The 17,199-nt window shown below is 74.0% G+C and carries 14 protein-coding genes and 1 pseudogene; 5 read left to right on the top strand and 10 right to left on the bottom strand.

All coding sequences use genetic code 11. The features are described 5' to 3' along the window. The first annotated feature begins 43 nt into the window (after window positions 1–43). The 5 genes from ACN261_RS23410 to ACN261_RS23390 are packed head-to-tail and all read left to right on the top strand — an operon-like array spanning window position 44 to window position 5,775. The gene (locus tag ACN261_RS23410) at window positions 44–1,723 is read left to right on the top strand and encodes an extracellular solute-binding protein (protein ID WP_421481805.1); all 1,680 of its coding nucleotides are present in this window, start codon (window positions 44–46) and stop codon (window positions 1,721–1,723) included. Next, on the top strand, window positions 1,720–2,763 hold the full coding sequence (locus ACN261_RS23405; RefSeq protein ID WP_421481804.1) for an ABC transporter permease: 1,044 nt from the start codon (window positions 1,720–1,722) through the stop codon (window positions 2,761–2,763). Before ACN261_RS23410 ends, ACN261_RS23405 begins: the two co-directional genes overlap by 4 nt. Continuing rightward, complete coding sequence (locus ACN261_RS23400) at window positions 2,760–3,683, top strand: carbohydrate ABC transporter permease (RefSeq protein WP_421481803.1); 924 nt, start codon at window positions 2,760–2,762, stop codon at window positions 3,681–3,683. Before ACN261_RS23405 ends, ACN261_RS23400 begins: the two co-directional genes overlap by 4 nt. A 57-nt stretch (window positions 3,684–3,740) precedes the next feature. Next, window positions 3,741–4,358, top strand: a complete 618-nt coding sequence (locus ACN261_RS23395; RefSeq protein ID WP_421481801.1) for an ABC transporter ATP-binding protein — start codon at window positions 3,741–3,743, stop codon at window positions 4,356–4,358. A gap of 1 nt (window position 4,359) precedes the next feature. Then, window positions 4,360–5,775, top strand: coding sequence for a DUF6297 family protein (locus tag ACN261_RS23390; protein ID WP_421481800.1), 1,416 nt, complete (start codon window positions 4,360–4,362; stop codon window positions 5,773–5,775). A gap of 14 nt (window positions 5,776–5,789) precedes the next feature. Here ACN261_RS23390 and ACN261_RS23385 read toward each other — a convergent pair whose 3' ends face one another. The 10 genes and pseudogenes from ACN261_RS23385 to ACN261_RS23340 form a co-directional block, all read right to left on the bottom strand. Further along, window positions 5,790–7,493: a hypothetical protein gene (locus tag ACN261_RS23385; RefSeq protein ID WP_421481799.1), complete on the bottom strand. Its 1,704-nt coding sequence runs from the start codon at window positions 7,491–7,493 to the stop codon at window positions 5,790–5,792. 118 nt (window positions 7,494–7,611) lie between these two features. Then, complete coding sequence (locus ACN261_RS23380; protein ID WP_421486801.1) at window positions 7,612–8,076, bottom strand: cellulose binding domain-containing protein; 465 nt, start codon at window positions 8,074–8,076, stop codon at window positions 7,612–7,614. Continuing rightward, window positions 8,071–9,138 (bottom strand): annotated as a pseudogene (locus ACN261_RS23375) (PQQ-dependent sugar dehydrogenase); the annotation flags it as partial. The gene ACN261_RS23380 and the pseudogene ACN261_RS23375, both read right to left, overlap by 6 nt. A 190-nt stretch (window positions 9,139–9,328) precedes the next feature. Beyond that, window positions 9,329–10,468 carry an MsnO8 family LLM class oxidoreductase gene (locus tag ACN261_RS23370; RefSeq protein ID WP_421481798.1) on the bottom strand — a complete coding sequence of 380 codons (1,140 nt, stop codon included), beginning with the start codon at window positions 10,466–10,468 and terminating at the stop codon, window positions 9,329–9,331. 18 nt (window positions 10,469–10,486) lie between these two features. After that, a complete protein-coding gene (locus ACN261_RS23365) occupies window positions 10,487–11,554 on the bottom strand; it encodes an LLM class flavin-dependent oxidoreductase (RefSeq protein ID WP_425852131.1) in 1,068 nt (355 codons plus the stop codon). Then, window positions 11,551–12,075 carry a GNAT family N-acetyltransferase gene (locus ACN261_RS23360; RefSeq protein ID WP_425852129.1) on the bottom strand — a complete coding sequence of 175 codons (525 nt, stop codon included), beginning with the start codon at window positions 12,073–12,075 and terminating at the stop codon, window positions 11,551–11,553. Before ACN261_RS23360 ends, ACN261_RS23365 begins: the two co-directional genes overlap by 4 nt. After that, window positions 12,072–13,427, bottom strand: coding sequence for an NtaA/DmoA family FMN-dependent monooxygenase (locus ACN261_RS23355; RefSeq protein ID WP_425852127.1), 1,356 nt, complete (start codon window positions 13,425–13,427; stop codon window positions 12,072–12,074). Before ACN261_RS23355 ends, ACN261_RS23360 begins: the two co-directional genes overlap by 4 nt. Window positions 13,428–13,444: 17 nt before the next feature. Further along, window positions 13,445–14,653: an LLM class flavin-dependent oxidoreductase gene (locus ACN261_RS23350; protein ID WP_421481794.1), complete on the bottom strand. Its 1,209-nt coding sequence runs from the start codon at window positions 14,651–14,653 to the stop codon at window positions 13,445–13,447. Between the two features lie 16 nt (window positions 14,654–14,669). Continuing rightward, window positions 14,670–16,304: a dipeptide ABC transporter ATP-binding protein gene (locus tag ACN261_RS23345; RefSeq protein WP_425852125.1), complete on the bottom strand. Its 1,635-nt coding sequence runs from the start codon at window positions 16,302–16,304 to the stop codon at window positions 14,670–14,672. Beyond that, the gene (locus ACN261_RS23340; RefSeq protein WP_421481791.1) at window positions 16,304–17,197 is read right to left on the bottom strand and encodes an ABC transporter permease; all 894 of its coding nucleotides are present in this window, start codon (window positions 17,195–17,197) and stop codon (window positions 16,304–16,306) included. The genes ACN261_RS23345 and ACN261_RS23340 overlap by 1 nt, the downstream gene beginning before the upstream one ends. Between the last annotated feature and the right edge of the window lie 2 nt (window positions 17,198–17,199).

The raw sequence follows: 17,199 nt of genomic DNA, 5'->3' as shown, positions 1-17,199 counted from the left end.
TCCACCTGCGAATCCACCACCAGCCCTTTCCAAGGGGGGACCGATGACACCCCAGCAACCCGGCTCGAAGGCCTCGCGCCGCCACTTCCTCGGCCTGGTCGGCCTCGGCACGGCCGCCATCGCCGGCGGCCCCCTGCTCGCCGGGTGCTCCGAGAAGCCGGCCGGCTCCGGCGCCGCGCAGAACCTGGACTCCTACGCCAACCTGCTGCCGACGCGCAAGGACCTCGCCCAGAGCATCAAGCCCGACATCATCGGCACCCGCCCGGTGCCCGACGGCTACACGAAGTACCCGACCTCGCTGGTCGACGCGATCACCGAGCGGCCGGGCACCAGCGGCAAGGAGGTCACCGCGATGACCCCCGCGTGGGGTCCGGCCCCGCCCGGGGCGGCGCAGAGTGCCTACCTCCAGGCGGTGAACGCCGAGCTGGGCACCCCGGTCAACTTCACCATCCAAGACGGCAACACCTACGCCGACAAACTCAACGCGATGCTCGGCGCGCGGGACGTCCCGGAGCTGCTCTGCGTGCCGGCCTGGGAGGTGGACAAGATCCCGCGCTTCTCCGAGGCGATCAAGGTGCTCTTCGAGGACCTCACCGACCACCTCAAGGGCGACGCGGCCAACGCCTACCCGATGCTGGCCTCGTTCCCCACCGGCGCCTGGCGCAACTCGCTGTGGAACGAGCGGCTGATGGCCGTGCCCAACCCGACCGACGGGCCGTTCCCCTGGGCGTTGTTCACCCGCAAGGACCTGCTCGACGCGCGCGGGCTGGCGGTGCCGGCGTCGCTCGACGACCTGCTCACCGTGGCCAAGCAGGTCACCGACCCGGCCAAGAAGGTGTGGGCGTTCGACAACGTCTTCGACATGATCCAGATGTACCACAAGGTGCCGGCCTCCAAGCAGGGCTGGCGGCTGAAGGCCGACGGGACCCCGGAGTTCAAGTACGAGACCCCGGAGTACCGGCAGGCCGTCGAGGTGATGGCCAAGATCTACAAGGACGGTCTGGTCCACCCCGAGATCATCGCCAGCAAGGGCGCGGACAGCGCCCAACTGTTCGCCAAGAACGGCGCGATCGTCTTCACCCGCAACGGCGTGGGCTTCTGGCAGGGCGCCCAGGCCGAGCACCAGAAGGTCAACCCCAAGCTGAACATCCAGCCGGTGCCGGTCTTCTCGGCCACCGGCGGCGACCCTCTGGTCTGGGGCGACGACGAGCCGATCTCCTTCACCTTCGTCAAGAAGGGCGTCGGCAAGGAGCGGGTCGAGGAACTGCTGCGGATCATGAACTGGTGCTCCGCGCCGCTCGGCTCGCAGGAGGCGCAGCTGCGTGACTACGGAGTGGCGGGCAAGCACCACACCAGCACGCCGAACGGGCCGGTCAAGACCGACCTGGCGTTCAAGGAGATCGCCAACCAGTACTTCTTCATCAGCGGTCGCAACCCCACCATCGGCCCGTACCCAGAGACGCCGAACTACGTGCCGGACCTCCTGAACTACTCCAACGCCATGGTGAAGTACCTGGAGAAGGACCCCTGGGACGGGGTGAAGCTGGAGATGCCGGCCGCGTACAAGGCCAACCAGGTGCCCGCCGAGGACAAGATCACCGACATGCTGCGGGGCCGCCGGCCGCTGTCCGACATCGACGCCATCGTGCAGGAGTGGAAGGCCAACGGGGGCGAGGAAGCGCGGGAACTGCTCGCCAAGTCGCTGCCCAAGGCCGGGCGATGACCACTCGCGACACCACCGTCGCGGCCGGGTCCGAGCGGACCCGGCCCGACGGGCCCACCCGGGCGGGGCGCGGCCGCCGTCCCGCCCGCAGTCGCCGTCCCGCCCGCGGTCGCCGGGTGCCGTTGCGCACCCGGCTCGCCCGGGACTGGCAGCTGCTGGTCATGGTGACGCCCGGGTTCCTCGTCCTGCTGGTCTTCAGCTACCTGCCGATCCTGGGCAACGTCATCGCCTTCCAGGACTACAACCCCTACCTGGGGGACAACCCGTTGCAGGCGTTCGTGAACAGCAACTGGATCGGCTTCGGGCAGTTCCAGCTGTTGTTCGAGGACTCGGCGTTCTGGGACGCGCTGCGCAACACCCTGGCGATCACCGCGTTCCAGCTGGTCTTCTTCTTCCCGCTGCCGATCTTCCTGGCGATCATGCTGCACAACCTGCTGTCCAGCCGGTGGCGCGGCTTCGTGCAGACCGTCGTCTACCTGCCGCACTTCTTCAGCTGGGTGCTCGTGGTCAGCTTCTTCGTCGCCATGCTCGGCGGCGCCGGCCTGCTCGCGCAGACCATGCGCGACGCCGGCATGCAGCCGTGGAACGTGATGACCAACCCGGACACGTTCATCATCCTGGTCACCGCCGAGGCGGTCTGGAAGGACGTCGGCTGGGGCACGATCGTCTTCCTCGCCGCACTGTCCACCATCGACACCAGCCTCTACGAGGCGGCGGCGGCGGACGGCGCCGGCCGGTGGCGGCGGCTGTGGCACATCACCCTGCCCGGCCTGCGCCCGGTGATCGTGCTGCTGCTCATCCTGCGGCTGGGCGACGCGCTCTCGGTCGGCTTCGAGCAGTTCCTGCTGCAACGTGACGCGGTGGGCCGGCAGGCCGCCGAGGTGCTCGACACCTTCGTCTACCACTTCTCCATCGCCACCGGGAACTACGGCTACGGCGCGGCGGCCGGCCTGTTCAAGGCCGCGATCGGGCTCGGCCTGATCCTGGCCGCCAACCGGGTCGCGCACCTGCTCGGCGAACGGGGGATCTACTCGAAATGACCACGACCGTCGCACCGAGGGCCCGCGCGGAGCGCGACCGCCGGCCGGTCTGGGAGGAGCCACCGACCCGGATCGGCCAAGGGCTCAAGGCCGCCTTCCTGGGTCTGCTCGTGCTCAGCGTGCTCTTCCCGCTCTGGGTGATCCTGGTGACCAGCCTGTCCTCCCGGGAAACCCTCGCCGAGGCCGGTGGCATCGTCGTCGTCCCCCGGGGCATCGACACCGCGGCCTACGAGACGATCTTCGCCGGTGGGGCGGTCACCCGGGCGCTGTGGATCAGCACGCTGGTCACCGTCATCGGCAGCGCGCTGGCGTTGACCGTGACCGTGCTCGCCGCGTACGGGCTGTCCCAGCCGCGTTCGGTGGGCTACCGCTGGCTGCTGGTCTACTTCCTGATCCCGTTCCTGGTCTACCCGCCGCTGGTGCCGAAGTACCTGGTGGTGACCGGGCTGGGTCTCAAGGACACCATCTGGGCGCTGATCCTGCCGCCGGCGATCAGCGTGTTCAACCTGGTGGTGGTGCGGGGCTTCTTCCAGGGCATCCCGCAGGAGCTGCTGGACAGCGCCCGGGTCGACGGGGCCAGCCACTTCCGTACCCTGGTGCGGATCGTGCTGCCGCTGTCCCGGGCGGTGATCGCCGTGGTGGGGCTGTTCTACGCGGTGAGCTACTGGAACGTCTGGTTCGACGCGCTGCTGTTCATCGACCGCAACGACATGTACCCGATCCAGCGGGTGCTGCAGAGCTACCTGCTGGCCGGGCAGGCCCCGCACACCTCCGGCGGCAGCACCGGGGTGTCCATGCCACCGACCGAGGCGATCAAGATGGCGGTGGTGGTGCTCACCGTCGCCCCGATCGTCGCGGTCTACCCGTTCATCCAGCGGCACTTCATCAAGGGCGTGCTGATCGGCGCCGTGAAGGGCTGACCGTCGCGGCGGGCCGGGTCGGCAGGGGCACCGGCCCGCGTGCGACAGTAAGCGGTCGTGAGCACCCTTGCCGTACGCGGGCTGACCCGCCGGTTCGGCGCGCTGGTCGTCCTCGACGACGTGCGCTTCCAGCTCGACGCGGGTCAGGTCGCCGTCGTCGTCGGGCCCAACGGCTCCGGCAAGACCACCCTGCTGCGCTGCGTCGTCGGGGCGGACCGGCCGGACGAGGGCGAGGTCCTGCTCGACGGCCGGCGCTGCGACGAGACCGACCCCCGGGTCCGCGCGGCGGTCGCCGCCGCCCTCGACGACATCGACTTCTTTCCCGACCTGTCCGTCGCGGAACACCTCGAACTGCTCGCCTACGCCCACGGCGGCACCGCCGGACCCGTCGCGGAGGTCCTCGCCGAGCTGACTCTCGAACCGGCCCGCGACCAGCTTCCGGCGACGCTGTCCAGCGGGCAGCGTCGCCGCCTCGCCCTCGCCTCCTGCTTCGTGCGGCCGCGCCGGTTGCTCGTCCTCGACGAGCCGGAGCAGCGCCTCGACGTCCGGGGCCGGGCCTGGCTGGCGCAGCGGCTGCTGCGGGAGAAGGCGGCCGGCACCGCGGTGCTGATGGCGTCGCACGACACCGAACTGATCGACGCGGTCGCCGACCGGCGGATCGAGATCGGCGGCTGAGGTGACGTCGACCAGGACCTCCCCACCACCGGTGGTCGGGCCCACCCCGCGGCAGCTGCGGGCCCGGCTGCGACGGGCCCGCCGCCGCCACCATCCCGGTTCGCTGGGCGAGGTGCTCACCGACGCCTACGTCGTGGTCCTGTTCGTCGCCCTGTACGGCTGGTTCGCCGTCGCCGCGATCCGCGACCACCTGGCGGCCCCGCAGGTCACCCGGACCGAGCCGGGTGACAGGTACTGGATCGCCGTGGCCGCCGTGACGGCGGCGGCCGGGCTCGTCTGGTGGGGCCTGCGGCTGACCGGGCCGCTGCTGGTCACCCCGGCGGCCCAGACCTGGCTGGTCAGCTCCCCGGTGGACCGCCGGGCGTGGCTACTCCCCCGGTTCGGCGGCCTGGTCGGCGGCGGCACCGTCGGTGTCGGGCTGCTGGCGGTGGCAGCCGCGTACGCCGGTGGACGTGACCGCCCCGCCGACCTGGGCTGGGCGGCGTCGGCCGGCCTCGCCTGCGGGGCCGCCGCGACCGCCTGGGCCGTGGTCGCCCAGGGCACGGCCCCCACGCCCCGCTGGGCGGGCCGGCTCGGCGTCGGCCTGTCCGCCGCCGGGGCGACGATCGCGGTGCTGGTGGTGCTCGGGCACGCCACCGGGTGGTCCCTCCCGCTGCCGCCGGTGCCGCTGACCCCCGTCGTCGCCCTGGTGCTGCTGCCGGTGGCGCTGGCGTCGACCGTCGACGCGTACCGGCGGCTGCCCCGGGTCGACCGGGCGGCGCTGACCACGGGGGCGCAGTTCGCCAACGCCGCCACCACCGCCGCCGTGCTGCTGGACCCGTCGCTGCTCGCCGCGCTGGTGGAGAGCCGCCGGTGGCGCGCGGTCGGCCTGGTACGCCGCCGACCGTTGCGGGCCGGCGGCCGGTTCGCGGTGCTGCTGCAGGCGGAGGTACGCCGGATGTCGCGCCGCCGGGGCGCCCTCGCCGGCTGGGCCGGGGCGCTGCTGGCCATGTACGCCGTCGCGGTGGCGCTGCCGTCGGTCGCGGGTCCCGCGCACCTGGTCCTGGCGTACCTGTCGACCGGTCGGCTCACCGGCGGGCTGCGCGCGGTGAGCCGGTCGGCGGGCCTGCGGCGGTCCCTGGGCGGCAACGACACCCTGCTGCGGCTGACGCACCTCGTCGTGCCGGGCGTCGGCGCCACCGTGTGGTATCTGGCCACCCTGCCGGCGCTGCGGCCGGTGCCCGTACCGCTCGACGCGGTGCTGCTGCTCGGGGTCGTGACGGCCGCCTTCTGGGCCGGCACCCGCCCACCCATGCGGTACGGCGGGGCGATGGTCAGCACCCCGTTCGCGATGGTGCCCGTGGACCTGGTCCGTCAGGTGCTGCGCGGCCCGGACCTGGTCGCCGTGCTGGTCGTCGTCCAGCTGCTCGGCGGGTGACGGCGGCCGGGCGCTCAGCGGGCCGGCAGGCAGACCTTCCCGGTGAACGCCGGGTCGGGTTGCCGGTTGCCCGCCCAGGCCGGGTTCGCCGCGATCAGCAGCGGCGGCGCCTGCCAGGCGGCGGCGAAGCTCTGCATCAGTGGGTACTCGGCCCGGGTGTGGGCGATCGGCTTGCCGGTCAGGAAGTCGATCAACCGGTCCTGGAGCAGCCTGCGGTCCAGCAGGCCACCGTGCACGCCGGGGATCTGGTAGACCGGAATCCGGCTGTACTCCCCCGGTGGCGCCTCGGTGGCCGTGGCGGTGGGCAGGAAGGCGACCATCCGGACCCCGGGTACGGGGCACATCAGCTGGTTGCGGTAGAACGGCGCGTCGTCGAGCAGCGACCGGATGAACGGCTCGTCCGGGCCGCCGCCGACGTCGGCGAGCCCGAAGATGGCCCGCAGTTGCCAGCCGGTGACCACCCCCCACCCCTCATCGTGGTGCGGGGGCGGGTAGTAGGCCCGGCCGGCGTAGATCAGCGGGCTGAACATGACGAGGATGTCGACCGTCGGGTCGTGCCGCCGGGCCAGATAGGTGCGGGCCACCATCGCCCCCTCGCTCTCCCCGATCAGCGCCACCCGCCGCCCGGTGCGCCGGTGCAGCTGCTCCACCTGCCTGGTGAGCAGCGCCACGCTGTCCGCCATCGACCGGGTGGTGTCCGCCGACCGGTACGGCAGCGGCCTCCCGTCGGGGTCGAGACCCCGGTAGGAGAAGCGCTGCACCCGGGGGTCGGACGGCTGCTCGCCGCCGTAGGCCGAGCCGTAGCCGGTGAGCACGATCACCGCGTGGGTGACCGCGGCGGGCAGCGGTCGTTCCAGCACCGCCGCCCTGATCCACTGCTCGTTGCCCGGGGCCAGCTCGGTGACCGGCGGGATGACCAGCGGCACGGCGACGGCCAGCAGCGCCGCCAGCGGGGTCACCGGCACCCGGGCCCAGCGCACCCGTGAGGGCAGTAGCGCCGCCCGTACGGTCCGGTTCCACAGCACCCCGTTGAGCGCCCCCGCCACCCCGGCCACGGGCACCGTCCACCAGCCGGGCGTCACCCAGCACAGCGCGCCGGCCACGGTCAGCACCACGAAGTTCAGCAGTGACCAACCGACCAGCGAGATCGACGGCAGCCCCCGCCACCAGTGCTCCACCACGGCCACCCGTTGCAGGAACGGCGCGAGCAGGAACATCGGCAGCAGCGACGCCAGCAGCACCCAGGACAGGGCGACCACCGACGCCGCCACCGAGATCGCCGCCCAGGGTGCGACGAACCCGCCGACCAGCACGCCGAGCACGACGTTGCGGCGCAGCAGCCAGCCCAGTGACGGGCGGGGCACCCCGACCGGCCAGGCCAGCAGCACCAGGCCGGTGGTGAACAGGCCCCGGGCGACCAGCACGTAGGTCAGCCAGAGCGCGAACTCCCACCACGACCGGTGGTAGACGTAGAGCCACCGCAGGTCGTGGTAGGTGTCGTACGGCCACAGGGCGGTGAGCTGCGGTGGGATGCCCTGGGCGGCCCGGAATCCGAGGGCGACCAGCACGGTGGCCTCGATCATCGGCACCAGGCTGGTCACCAGCAGCAGCCCGACGAACCTTCGATTCACGACCACCCCGTTCCGCCGTGCCGTGCGCGATCGCGTCTCTCGCAGGCTCCACCGGAACGACGGCCGGCGTCGGCGAATCCGGCACATTGCCCCGGTTCGACCGACGCCGGTAGGTCGGCGACGACGCGACCGCGTCGCCCGGACGGGCCGGGTGGCACGGCGGAGGCGGCCGGTCCGGGGTTCCCCGGACCGGCCCCGTCGTGGCTCACTGGACCAGGCAGACTCCCCCGTTGAACTGGAACGCGGCCGGGCGTGGGTTGCTCGCGCCGGAGGTGCCCTGGACGCCGAAGCTGACCGTGCCGCTCTGCGGCACGCTGCCGTTCCAGGCGGCGTTACGGGCGGTGACTGCGGAACCGGACTGGGTGACCTGCGCGTTCCAGGCGTTGGTGATCCGCTGGTCGGCGGCGAAGGACCAGGTCAACGTCCAGCTGGTGACCGGGAAGCCCAGGTTGGTGATGGACACCTCGGCGGTGAACCCGCCGGTCCACTGGTTGGGCTGCCAGACGACCCGGCAGGAGACGGGCGGCGGGGTGCCCGGCGTCGTGGGCGGGGGCGTGGTGGCCGGGGGCGTCGTGGGTGGGGGCGTGGTGGGTGGGGGCGTCGTCGGGGGCGGGGTGGTGGGTGGCTGGGTGGTGGGGGGCGGGGTGGTGTCCTTCGGCGGGAAGCGCAGGATGCGGTCGTCGGTCGACGCCGGGGTGCCGCGCCCGTCCCGGTTGCTGGTGGTGACCCAGAGCCAGCCGTCCGGCCCGTACTCGACGGTGCGCAGGCGGCCGTAGGCGCCGGTCAGCTCGGCGGTCGGGGTGCCGACCCCGCCGGTGCCGGTGAGCGGCACGGTCCACAGCCGGGTGCCGCGCAGGGCGGCGACGAAGAGCCTGTTGCCGGCGACCGCCGCGCCACTCGGGGACGCCTCGGCGGTCGTCCAGACCAGCAGCGGGTCCCGGAACCGGGGGTCGTTGGCCCGGCCCTCGACCGTGGGCCAGCCGTAGTTGCCGCCGGCCACGATGAGGTTGACCTCGTCCCAGGTGTTCTGCCCGAACTCGGCGGCGTAGAGCCGACCCTGGGCGTCCCAGGTCAGGCCCTGCACGTTGCGGTGCCCGAGGCTGTAGACCAGGGAGCCGGCCGTCGGGTTGTCCGCCGGCGCGGACCCGTCCGGCCGCATCCGGAGGATCTTGCCGTTGCGGCTCTGCGGGTTCTGCGCGTTGGCGGTCTGCCCCGCGTCACCGACCCCGGCGTAGAGCATCCCGTCCGGGCCGAAGGCGATCCGTCCGCCGTTGTGGATGGTGGAGCGGGCCAGGCCGGTGAGGATCGGCTCCTGGTTCTGCGGGGCGCTGAGCCGGAACCGGACGATCCGGTTGTCGGTGGTGGTGGTGAGGTAGACGTAGACGTAGCCGTCCTGGGCGTACCCCGGGGAGACCGCGAGGCCGAGCAGGCCGCCCTCACCGCTGGCGTTCACGCCGGAGACCTGCGCCACCTGCTCCGGCGCCTGCCCGGGACGGACCCGTACCACCTGGCCGGAGTTGCGCAGCGCGGTCAGGGCGCTGCCGTCGGGCAGGAAGTCCATTCCCCAGGGCACGGTCAGGCCGGTGGCGACCACCTGGGGGCGGGTGAAGTCGAAGTCGCCGACGGCCAGGGTCGTGGCGGCCGGCGCCGGGTCGGCCGGTGCGGCCCCGGCGAGCGTGGCGGTGCCGACGCCGGTGGCCGCCAGCCCCGCCACGACCGCCGCCGCCGCCATCGAACGGACTCTCACGTCAGGCACCTCCAGAGCAGTGAGTGACTTGCGTCAATATAGCCCGACCTCGGGGAAAGCCGCAGCGGTGGACGAACCCGACGCCCGTCGCCGCGCACGACGTCGTGACGTGCCACCCCGACCCGGACACCCCCGATCCGTGCCGCCGGCCGGGCCGGGGTGGGCGGGCCGCCCGCTACCGGGCCCGGCCGGCGTCGCCGGACTGGGCCCACTCCTTCGCCAGCAGCTGGTAGGACCGCACCCGGTCGGCGTGGTCGTGGGTGATCGTGGTGACCAGCAGCTCGTCGGCGCCGGTGACGTCCCGCAGGGTGCGCAGCCGCTCGGCGACCGTCTCCGGCGCGCCGACGAACCGGGTGTCCACCCGGTCGGCGACGAGCTGCCGGTCGGCGTCGGTCCACGGCAGGGCGGCGGCCTGCTCGGGGCTCGGGTACGGGATCGCGCCCGCACCGCTGCGGATGCTGCGTACCCAGTGCCCGTACGGGGTGGCCAGCCGACGCGCCTCGGCGTCGGTGTCGGCGACGACCACGTCGGCGGAGACCACCAGGTACGGCTCCGCCAGCGTCGCCGACGGCCGGAACGCCGCCCGGTACGCGCCGACCGCGTCGAGCACCGCCGCGGGGCTGACGTGGTAGTTGGCGGCGAAGGGCAGGCCCCGTGCCCCGGCGAGCTGTGCGCTCTCCCCGCCGCTGCTGCCCAGCAACCACACCTGCAGGTCAGCCCCCTCCCCCGGCACGGCGTGCGCGTCGAGGCCGTCGGCGTCCCGGTAGTCGCCGCGCAGCAGCGCGAGGATGTCGTCGAGCTGCCCGGCGAACGCCTGCGGTCGCGCGCCGGCCTGGTGCAGCAACGCGGTGGTGAGGGCGTATCGGGGTGCGGCGGCGAGGTGGGCGTAGGAGAACGGGGCGGGGATCAGCAGCCCGTCGACCACCCGGGTCCCGGCCGGCGGCGGGGCGGGTTCCCGGGTGGCGTCGGCGCGGGGCGGTCCGGACCGACCGATGCCGAGGTCGATACGGCCCGGGTGCAGGGTGGCGAGGGTGCCGAACTCCTCCACCACCGACAGGGCGGTCCGGTGCCCCACCAGCAGCGCGCCGGAGCCGACCCGCAGCACGCTGGTGGCCGCGGCGACCTGTCCGATCAGCACGGCCGGCGCGGCGCTGGCCACCCCGGCGGCCAGGTGGTGTTCGGCCACCCAGTAGCGGCGGTAGCCGAACTGCTCGACCCGGCGGGCCAGATCGACGGTGTGCCGCAGCGCGTCGGCGACGGTGCCACCGGCGGGCACCGGGGACAGGTCGAGCACGGACAGCGCGGTCGATGGCATGGGTGACCCCGTTTCTACTCAGCGCGGTTCGGCGGCGGACGCCGGCGGACGGAAGGGACGGCTGGGGATCTCCCGGCGCAGCACCGGCGCCACCTCGGCCTGGAACAGCTCCAGGCTGCGCCGGTGCGCCCCGGCGGTCAGGCCGTCCTGGTCGGCCCGCAGGTGCATCACCTCGTGGCCGAGCTGCCCGTGCTGGCGCAGCACCTTGTCGACGATCTGCTGGGGGCTGCCCACCAGCAGGGAGCTGCGGGCCACGGCGTCCTCGATGGTGGGGAAGACCGGCTCCACGCCGAGCTGGCGGGATGCGGCGACCCGGGCGTCGAAGATCGGCCGGTACGTCTCGACCGCCTCCTGTGAGGTGCGGGCGGCGTAGAAGCCGGCGGTGCCGGCCCCGACGAGGGCGTCCGCCGGGTCGTGGCCGTGGTGCGCCCACCGTTGCCGGTAGTACCGGACCAGCTCCGCGTACGGCTCGATCGGGTTGACGACGTTGGCGGAGAAGATCGGATCGCCGTGGCGGGCGGCCAGGTCGACCGACTCCCGGCTGGTGGCGCTGCCGTGCCAGATCCGGATGGTCTCCTGCAACGGGCGGGGCCAGGTCTCGGCCTCGGTCAACGCCGGCCGGTACCGGCCCGACCAGGTGACCCGCTCCTCCCGCCAGAGCCGGCGGAACAGCTCGTAGCCCTCCCGGCTGCGGTCCCACTGGTCCTCGGCGGTGACGCCGAAGAGCCGGGCCTGGGTGGCGCCGTTGCCCTTGCCGATGATCAGTTCCAGCCGGCCGTCGGAGAGGTGGTCGAGGGTGGCGTAGTCCTCGTAGGCGCGGACCGGGTCGAGCAGGCTCAGCGTGGTGACCGCGGTGAACAGCCGGATGGTGCGGGTCCGGGCCGCGATGTGGCTGAGTACCACAGGCGGTGCGGAGGAGATGAAGGGGCGTTCGTGGCGTTCGCCGACGCCGAAGCCGTCGAAACCGAGTTCCTCGGCGAGCACGGCGGTGTCGACCACCTCCCGGAACCGTCCGGTGGTGCTCCGCCGTCGCCCGGTGACCGGGTCGGGCAGGTGGGTGATCAGCGTGACCAGCAGGACCTTCATGCCGGAACCGGGGCCTTGCCTCGGGTGCCGGGCCGGATCACCAGCGCGAAGCACCGGGAGTAGGGCAACGCGTCGTACGGCGGGAAGACCGCGATCGGCCGGTAGCCGGCGCGCTCGTAGCGGCGGACCGCGTCGGGCTGCCGGTCGCCGGTCTGCAGGACGATCCGACCCACGCCGAGCTGCCCGGCGGCCTCCCGGGCGGCGTCCAGGAGCAGCTCGGCGACGCCCCTGCCCCGGTGGGCGGGCACCACGTACATCCGTTTGAGTTCCAGGTCGCAGCCGTGCCAGCGCAACGCGGCGTGCCCGACCGGGGTGGCGTCGGCGGTGTAGGCCACCCCCGTCCAGGCCACCGAGCCCGGCGCGAACACCCGTGCCGGGGGCAGGTGGATCGGGTCGTGCGGGCGGTCGGCGTACCGCTGGCGCAGTTCCCCGGTCATCGCGGCCCGCAGGGTCACCGCGTCCGGGTCGTCGGGGCGCAGCCGGCAGACGGTGACCGGCGTCGACGCGCGCGGGCCGGTCATGCCGCACCGACCGGGGTGACCGGGCGGGCGGCCCGCAGGCCGAGGTGCTCCCGCAGGGTGGTGCCGGTGTACCCGGTGCGGAACACGCCGCGTTCCTGCAGCAGCGGGACGACCCGGTCGACGAACTCGTCGAGCCCGCCCGGGGTCAGGTGCGGCACCAGGATGAACCCGTCGGCGGCGTCGGACTGCACGAAGTGGTCCATCTGCTCGGCGACCCGCTGCGGGGTGCCGACGAACGACTGCCGGCCGGTGACCTCGATGATCAGATCGCGGATGCCGAGCCGCTTCTCCTGCGCCAGCGCCCGCCAGCGCCGGGCGGTGCCGACCGGGTCCGGGTACATGCCGGCCCGGCCCCGGCTGACCGCGGCGGCGTCGGTGGCCGGGTCCTCGGCCGGCAGCGGGCCGTCCGGGTCGTACCCGGACAGGTCCCGGTTCCACAGCTGTTCCAGCAGCAGGGTCGCGGTCTGCGGGCTGACCTGCTGGCGGCGGATGTGGTGGGCGCGTTCCCGGGCCTCGGCGTCGGTGTCGCCGAGCACGAAGGTCACCCCCGGAATGATCTTCAAGTCGTCCGGGGTACGGCCGTACCGGGCCAGCCGGGCCTTCACGTCCCGGTAGAACTCCCGCCCCTCGGCCAGGGTGCCGTGTCGGGAGAAGATCGCGTCGGCGCTGGACGCGGCGAACTCCCGGCCCTCGGGCGAGTCGCCGGCCTGCAGGATCACCGGGTGCAGTTGCGGGCTGCGCGGCACGGTGAAGTGCCCGGCGATGTCGAACTGGTCACCGTGGTGGGCGAAGGCCCCCGGGTCGGCCTCGCGGACGTACCTGCCGGTGGCACGGTCACCGACGACGGCGTCCGCCGGCCACGACTCCCACAACCGGCGGGCGACCCGGACGAACTCGGCGGCCCGCTCGTAGCGCAGCGACCGGTCGAGGTAGCCGCCCCGGCGGAAGTTCTCGCCGGTGAACGCGTCGGAGGTGGTGACCACGTTCCAGGCGGCCCGTCCGGCGCTGAGGTGGTCCAGGGTGGCCAGCTGCCGGGCCAGCTCGTACGGCTCCCGGAAGGTGGTGTTCAGGGTGCCGGCCAGCCCCAGGTGGGTGGTGACGGCGGCGAGCGCGGCCAGCACGGTGAGGGTGTCCGGCCGGCCCACCACGTCCAGGTCGTGGATCCGGCCGCGCTGCTCCCGCAGCCGCAGCCCCTCGGCCAGGAAGAAGAAGTCGAACAGTCCGCGTTCGGCGGTGCGGGCGAGGTGGACGAAGGAGGCGAAGTCGATGTGGCTGCCGGAGGCCGGGTCGCTCCACACGGTGGTGTTGTTCACGCCGGGGAAGTGCGCGGCCAGGATGATCTGCTTGGGCATCGGGTTCTCTCCGGGGGTCAGCGGGGGCCCGCGACGGCGTACCGGTTGGCCGGTCGGGGCAGGCCGAGCAGGTCGCGCAGCGTGCCACCGGGGTAGCCGGCGCGGAACAGGCCCCGGTCCCGCAGCGCGGGCACCACCGCCCGGGTGATCGTGGTCAGGTCGTCGGGCAGCACGGCGGGACGCAGCCGGAACCCGTCCACCCCGGCCCGTCGCCACGCGGCGAGCAGGTCGGCGAGCTGCGCCGGGCTGCCGGTGAAGGTGGCCGCGTCACAGGTGTGCCCCGTCCCGTGCAGCTCGTCCAGCCGGTCCCGACGCCGTCGGGCCGCCGCCGGGGTGTCGTCGAGCAGCACCTGCAGGTCGGCGAGGATGCGCAGGGGTGGCCCGCCACGGCCGACGGTCTCCTCCACGGCCCGGACCTCGGCGACGACGGTCTCGGCGTGTGCGGCGTCGGTGGGGGTGACGAAGACGACGTCGGCGTGCCGGGCGGCGAACTCGTACGGGACCGTCGCGTGGGCCAGCACGGCGACCACCGGCTGCCCCTGCGGTGGCCGGGGCACGATCGACGGACCCTTGACCGAGAACCACCGGCCGGTGAAGTCGGTGTAGTGCAGCCGGTCCCGGTCGACGAACCGCCCGGTCGGGGCGTCCCTGATCTCCGCGTCGTCCTGCCAGCTGTCCCAGAGCCGGCGGACCACCTCGACGGCGTCGGCGGCCTCGGAGAACAGGTCACCCACGAGTCGTGCCCGCTGCGGTTCGGCCGGTCGGGTCGGGTCCAGCGGGGGCAGTTCCCGCCGACCGAAGTGCCCGGCCTCGGTGCGGCGGACGGAGATCCGGGGTCGCCAGCCGGCCCGGCCGCCGCTGACGTGGTCGAGGGTGGCCACCGCGGTCGAGACGTGGAACGGCTCGGTGTGGGTGACGCTGGTGGTCGCAACCAGCCCGATGTGCCGGGTCAGCGGGGCGATCCGGGCCGCGACCAGCAGCGCGTCGAGCCGACCCCGGAGCTGGTCGACCCGGCCGTCCGGCCCGTCGGGCAGGGACGACTGGAGGTCCAGCGAGTCCTCGATGGTGACCAGGTCCAGGGCGGCCTGTTCGGCCTGCCCGACCAGCGCCGCCCACCAGCGGGGGAACAGCGGTGCCGCCGGGTCGGCGTGGGACAGCTGCCAGGCGGCGGGATGCCAGCCGAGGCCGTCGAGGGCGACGGCCAGGTGCAGGGTGGGTTCGGGCATGGGTTCTCCTCCTCGGTCAGCCGGCGGTGACCAGCGTGGGCAGCGCGTCGAGCAGGGACCGGGTGTGGTCGTGTCGGGGATAGCTGAAGACGTCACCGACGGGGCCCTGCTCGACCACCGCGCCGTCGTGCAGCACCAGCACCCGGTCGGCGAGGTGGTGCACCACACCGAGGTCGTGGGAGATGAACAGCAGGGCGGTGCCGTCGGTGGCCCGCAGGTCGGCCAGCAGGTCCAGGACCTGGGCCTGGACGCAGACGTCGAGGGCGGAGACGGGTTCGTCGCAGATGATCAGGCTGGGTCGGGGGGCGACGGCGCGGGCGATGGCGACCCGTTGCCGTTGCCCACCGGACAGCGACCGGGGGTGCCGGTCGAGCAGGTCGGGGCCGAGGCCGACCCGGCGCAGCAGGGCGACCACCCGCTCGGTGCGCTCCGGCCCCGGGTCGAGGTTCTCGGCGACGAGCCGGCCGACGGTGTACCGGGGGTCGAAGGAGCCCAGCGGGTCCTGGGAGATCAGTTGCAGCCGGCGGCGCAGCGGGCGGCGGGCCCGCTCCGGCACCCCGGACCACCGGGTCGACTCGAAGGTGACGGTGCCGGCGTCGGCGGCGAGCAGGCCGGCGACGAGCCGGGCGACGGTGCTCTTGCCGGAGCCGGACTCACCGACCAGCCCCAGCGTCTCGCCCCGGGCCACGCTGAACGAGACGTCCCGCACGACGGTGTGCGGGCCGTACCGTCGGGTCAGGCCGACCGCGTCGAGCACGGTGTCGTCCGGGCTGGTGGCGGGCCGCGCCGGCAGCGGGGTCCGGGCCAGCGCCGGCACCGCGCAGCCGTCGCGGACCCGGGCCGGTTCGCTGAGCCGACGTCCCCGGGACGAGGCCGACGGCACCGCCGCGAGCAACTGCCTGGTGTACGGGTGCTGCGGCGCCTGCAACAGCCGGCCGGTCGGCCCTTCCTCGACGATCCGGCCGTCCCGCATCACCAGGACCCGGTCGGCCACCTGGGCGACCACCGCCAGGTCATGGCTGATCAGCAGCAGCCCGACCCCGGTGGCCCGGCGTTCGGCGAGCAGCCGCAGGATCTGCGCCTGCACGGTGACGTCCAGCGCGGTGGTCGGTTCGTCGGCGACGAGCAGCACGGGTTCCCCGGCGATCGCCGAGGCGATCAGGGCCCGCTGCCGCAACCCGCCGGAGAGCTGGTGCGGGTACTGTCGGGCCCGCCGGGCGGGTTCGGGCACGTGCACCTGGTCGAGCAGGTGGGTGACCCGGCCGGCGCGTTCCCGCCAACCGACGATGTCGTGCGCGGCGAGCACCTCGCCGATCTCCGCGCCGACGGTGCGCAGCGGGTCGAGGGAGACCAGCGCGTCCTGTGCCACCAGCCCGGCGAGCCGGCCGCGCACCCGCCGCCAGTCCCGTGGTCGGTAGCCCCGCACGTCCCGGCCGGCGAGGTCGAGCCGGCCGGCGCGGACGCGGGCGTCGACACCGGCCAGACCGACCAGGGCGCGGGCGGTGACACTCTTGCCCGAGCCGGACTCCCCCACGAGGGCGACGCACTCGCCGGCCCCGACGGTGAGGTCGATGCCCCGGACCGCCGCCACCGGGCCGGTCGGGGTGTCGAAGGTGACGTGCAGGTCCTCGACGACGAGCAGCGGGCCCATCAGGGACGCCGCCCGTCGAAGCGGGCCTGCCAGTGCCGGCCGACGACGGTCAGCGCGACCACCGTCGCGGTGACCGCGGCACCCGGCAGCACCGTCATCCACCAGGCCACCTGGAGGTAGTTGCGGCCCTCGGACAGCATCGCGCCCCACTCCGGCGCGGGTGGTTGCGGGCCGAGGCCGAGGAAGCTGAGCCCGGCGGCGGCCAGCACCGCCTCGCCGAGCCCGATCACGGCGAGCACCGGCACCGGGCCGAGCACGTTGGGCAGCACGTGCCGCCACACCAGCCGGGGTCGGGACAGGCCGAAGCTGACCGCCTGTTCGACGTAGCCGGCCCGGCGGACCAGCAGGGTCTGCCCGCGGACCACCCGGGCGTGGTGCGGGAGGGTGGCGACGCCGATGGCGACGACCAGGCTGGCGGTGCCGGGGCCGGTGACCGTGATGAGCAGCAACGCCAACAGCAGCAGCGGGAACGCCGACAACGCGTCGAAGGAGCGGCTGAGCGTCTCGTCGGCGAACCGGTGGGCCAGTCCGGCGAGCAGCCCGAGCAGCACCCCGCCGGTGACCGCGATCCCGGTCGCGGCGAGGCCGATGGTCAGCGAGTGCCCCGCGCCGTGCACCACCCGGGTCCACACGTCCCGGCCGAGCTGGTCGGTGCCGAACCAGTGCGCCGCGTCGGGTGCGGCGAGCACGGCGCGTGGGTCGGCGGCGAGCGGGTCGCCGGGGGCCGGCAGCGCCGGGAGGACCGCCGCGACGACCAGCAGGATCAGGTACGCCCCGGCGGCGAGCAGGCCGGGGCGCGGCCGGCTGCGGCGTGGGCGGGCGGGGGTGGGCGGGTCGGTGGCGAGCGGGACCGCCGCGGCGGCGGTGGGCGTGGGCCCCAGGGTGACGGTCATCG

This window comes from Micromonospora sp. WMMD723 (genome assembly GCF_049863385.1).
Classification (GTDB): domain Bacteria; phylum Actinomycetota; class Actinomycetes; order Mycobacteriales; family Micromonosporaceae; genus Micromonospora; species Micromonospora wenchangensis.
Note: the sequence above shows the minus strand (reverse complement) of the source record. Positions and strands in the feature narration are given on the sequence as shown.

Bases quoted from the DNA above. Each gene is read 5' to 3' on its own strand.
- ACN261_RS23410 (WP_421481805.1), top strand. From the start codon at position 44: ATGACACCCCAGCAACCCGGCTCGAAGGCCTCGCGCCGCCACTTCCTC.
- ACN261_RS23405 (WP_421481804.1), top strand. From the start codon at position 1,720: ATGACCACTCGCGACACCACCGTCGCGGCCGGGTCCGAGCGGACCCGG.
- ACN261_RS23400 (WP_421481803.1), top strand. From the start codon at position 2,760: ATGACCACGACCGTCGCACCGAGGGCCCGCGCGGAGCGCGACCGCCGG.
- ACN261_RS23385 (WP_421481799.1), bottom strand. From the start codon at position 7,493: ATGTGCCGGATTCGCCGACGCCGGCCGTCGTTCCGGTGGAGCCTGCGA.
- ACN261_RS23370 (WP_421481798.1), bottom strand. From the start codon at position 10,468: ATGCCATCGACCGCGCTGTCCGTGCTCGACCTGTCCCCGGTGCCCGCC.
- ACN261_RS23365 (WP_425852131.1), bottom strand. From the start codon at position 11,554: ATGAAGGTCCTGCTGGTCACGCTGATCACCCACCTGCCCGACCCGGTC.
- ACN261_RS23360 (WP_425852129.1), bottom strand. From the start codon at position 12,075: ATGACCGGCCCGCGCGCGTCGACGCCGGTCACCGTCTGCCGGCTGCGC.
- ACN261_RS23355 (WP_425852127.1), bottom strand. From the start codon at position 13,427: ATGCCCAAGCAGATCATCCTGGCCGCGCACTTCCCCGGCGTGAACAAC.
- ACN261_RS23350 (WP_421481794.1), bottom strand. From the start codon at position 14,653: ATGCCCGAACCCACCCTGCACCTGGCCGTCGCCCTCGACGGCCTCGGC.
- ACN261_RS23345 (WP_425852125.1), bottom strand. From the start codon at position 16,304: ATGGGCCCGCTGCTCGTCGTCGAGGACCTGCACGTCACCTTCGACACC.
- ACN261_RS23340 (WP_421481791.1), bottom strand. From the start codon at position 17,197: ATGACCGTCACCCTGGGGCCCACGCCCACCGCCGCCGCGGCGGTCCCG.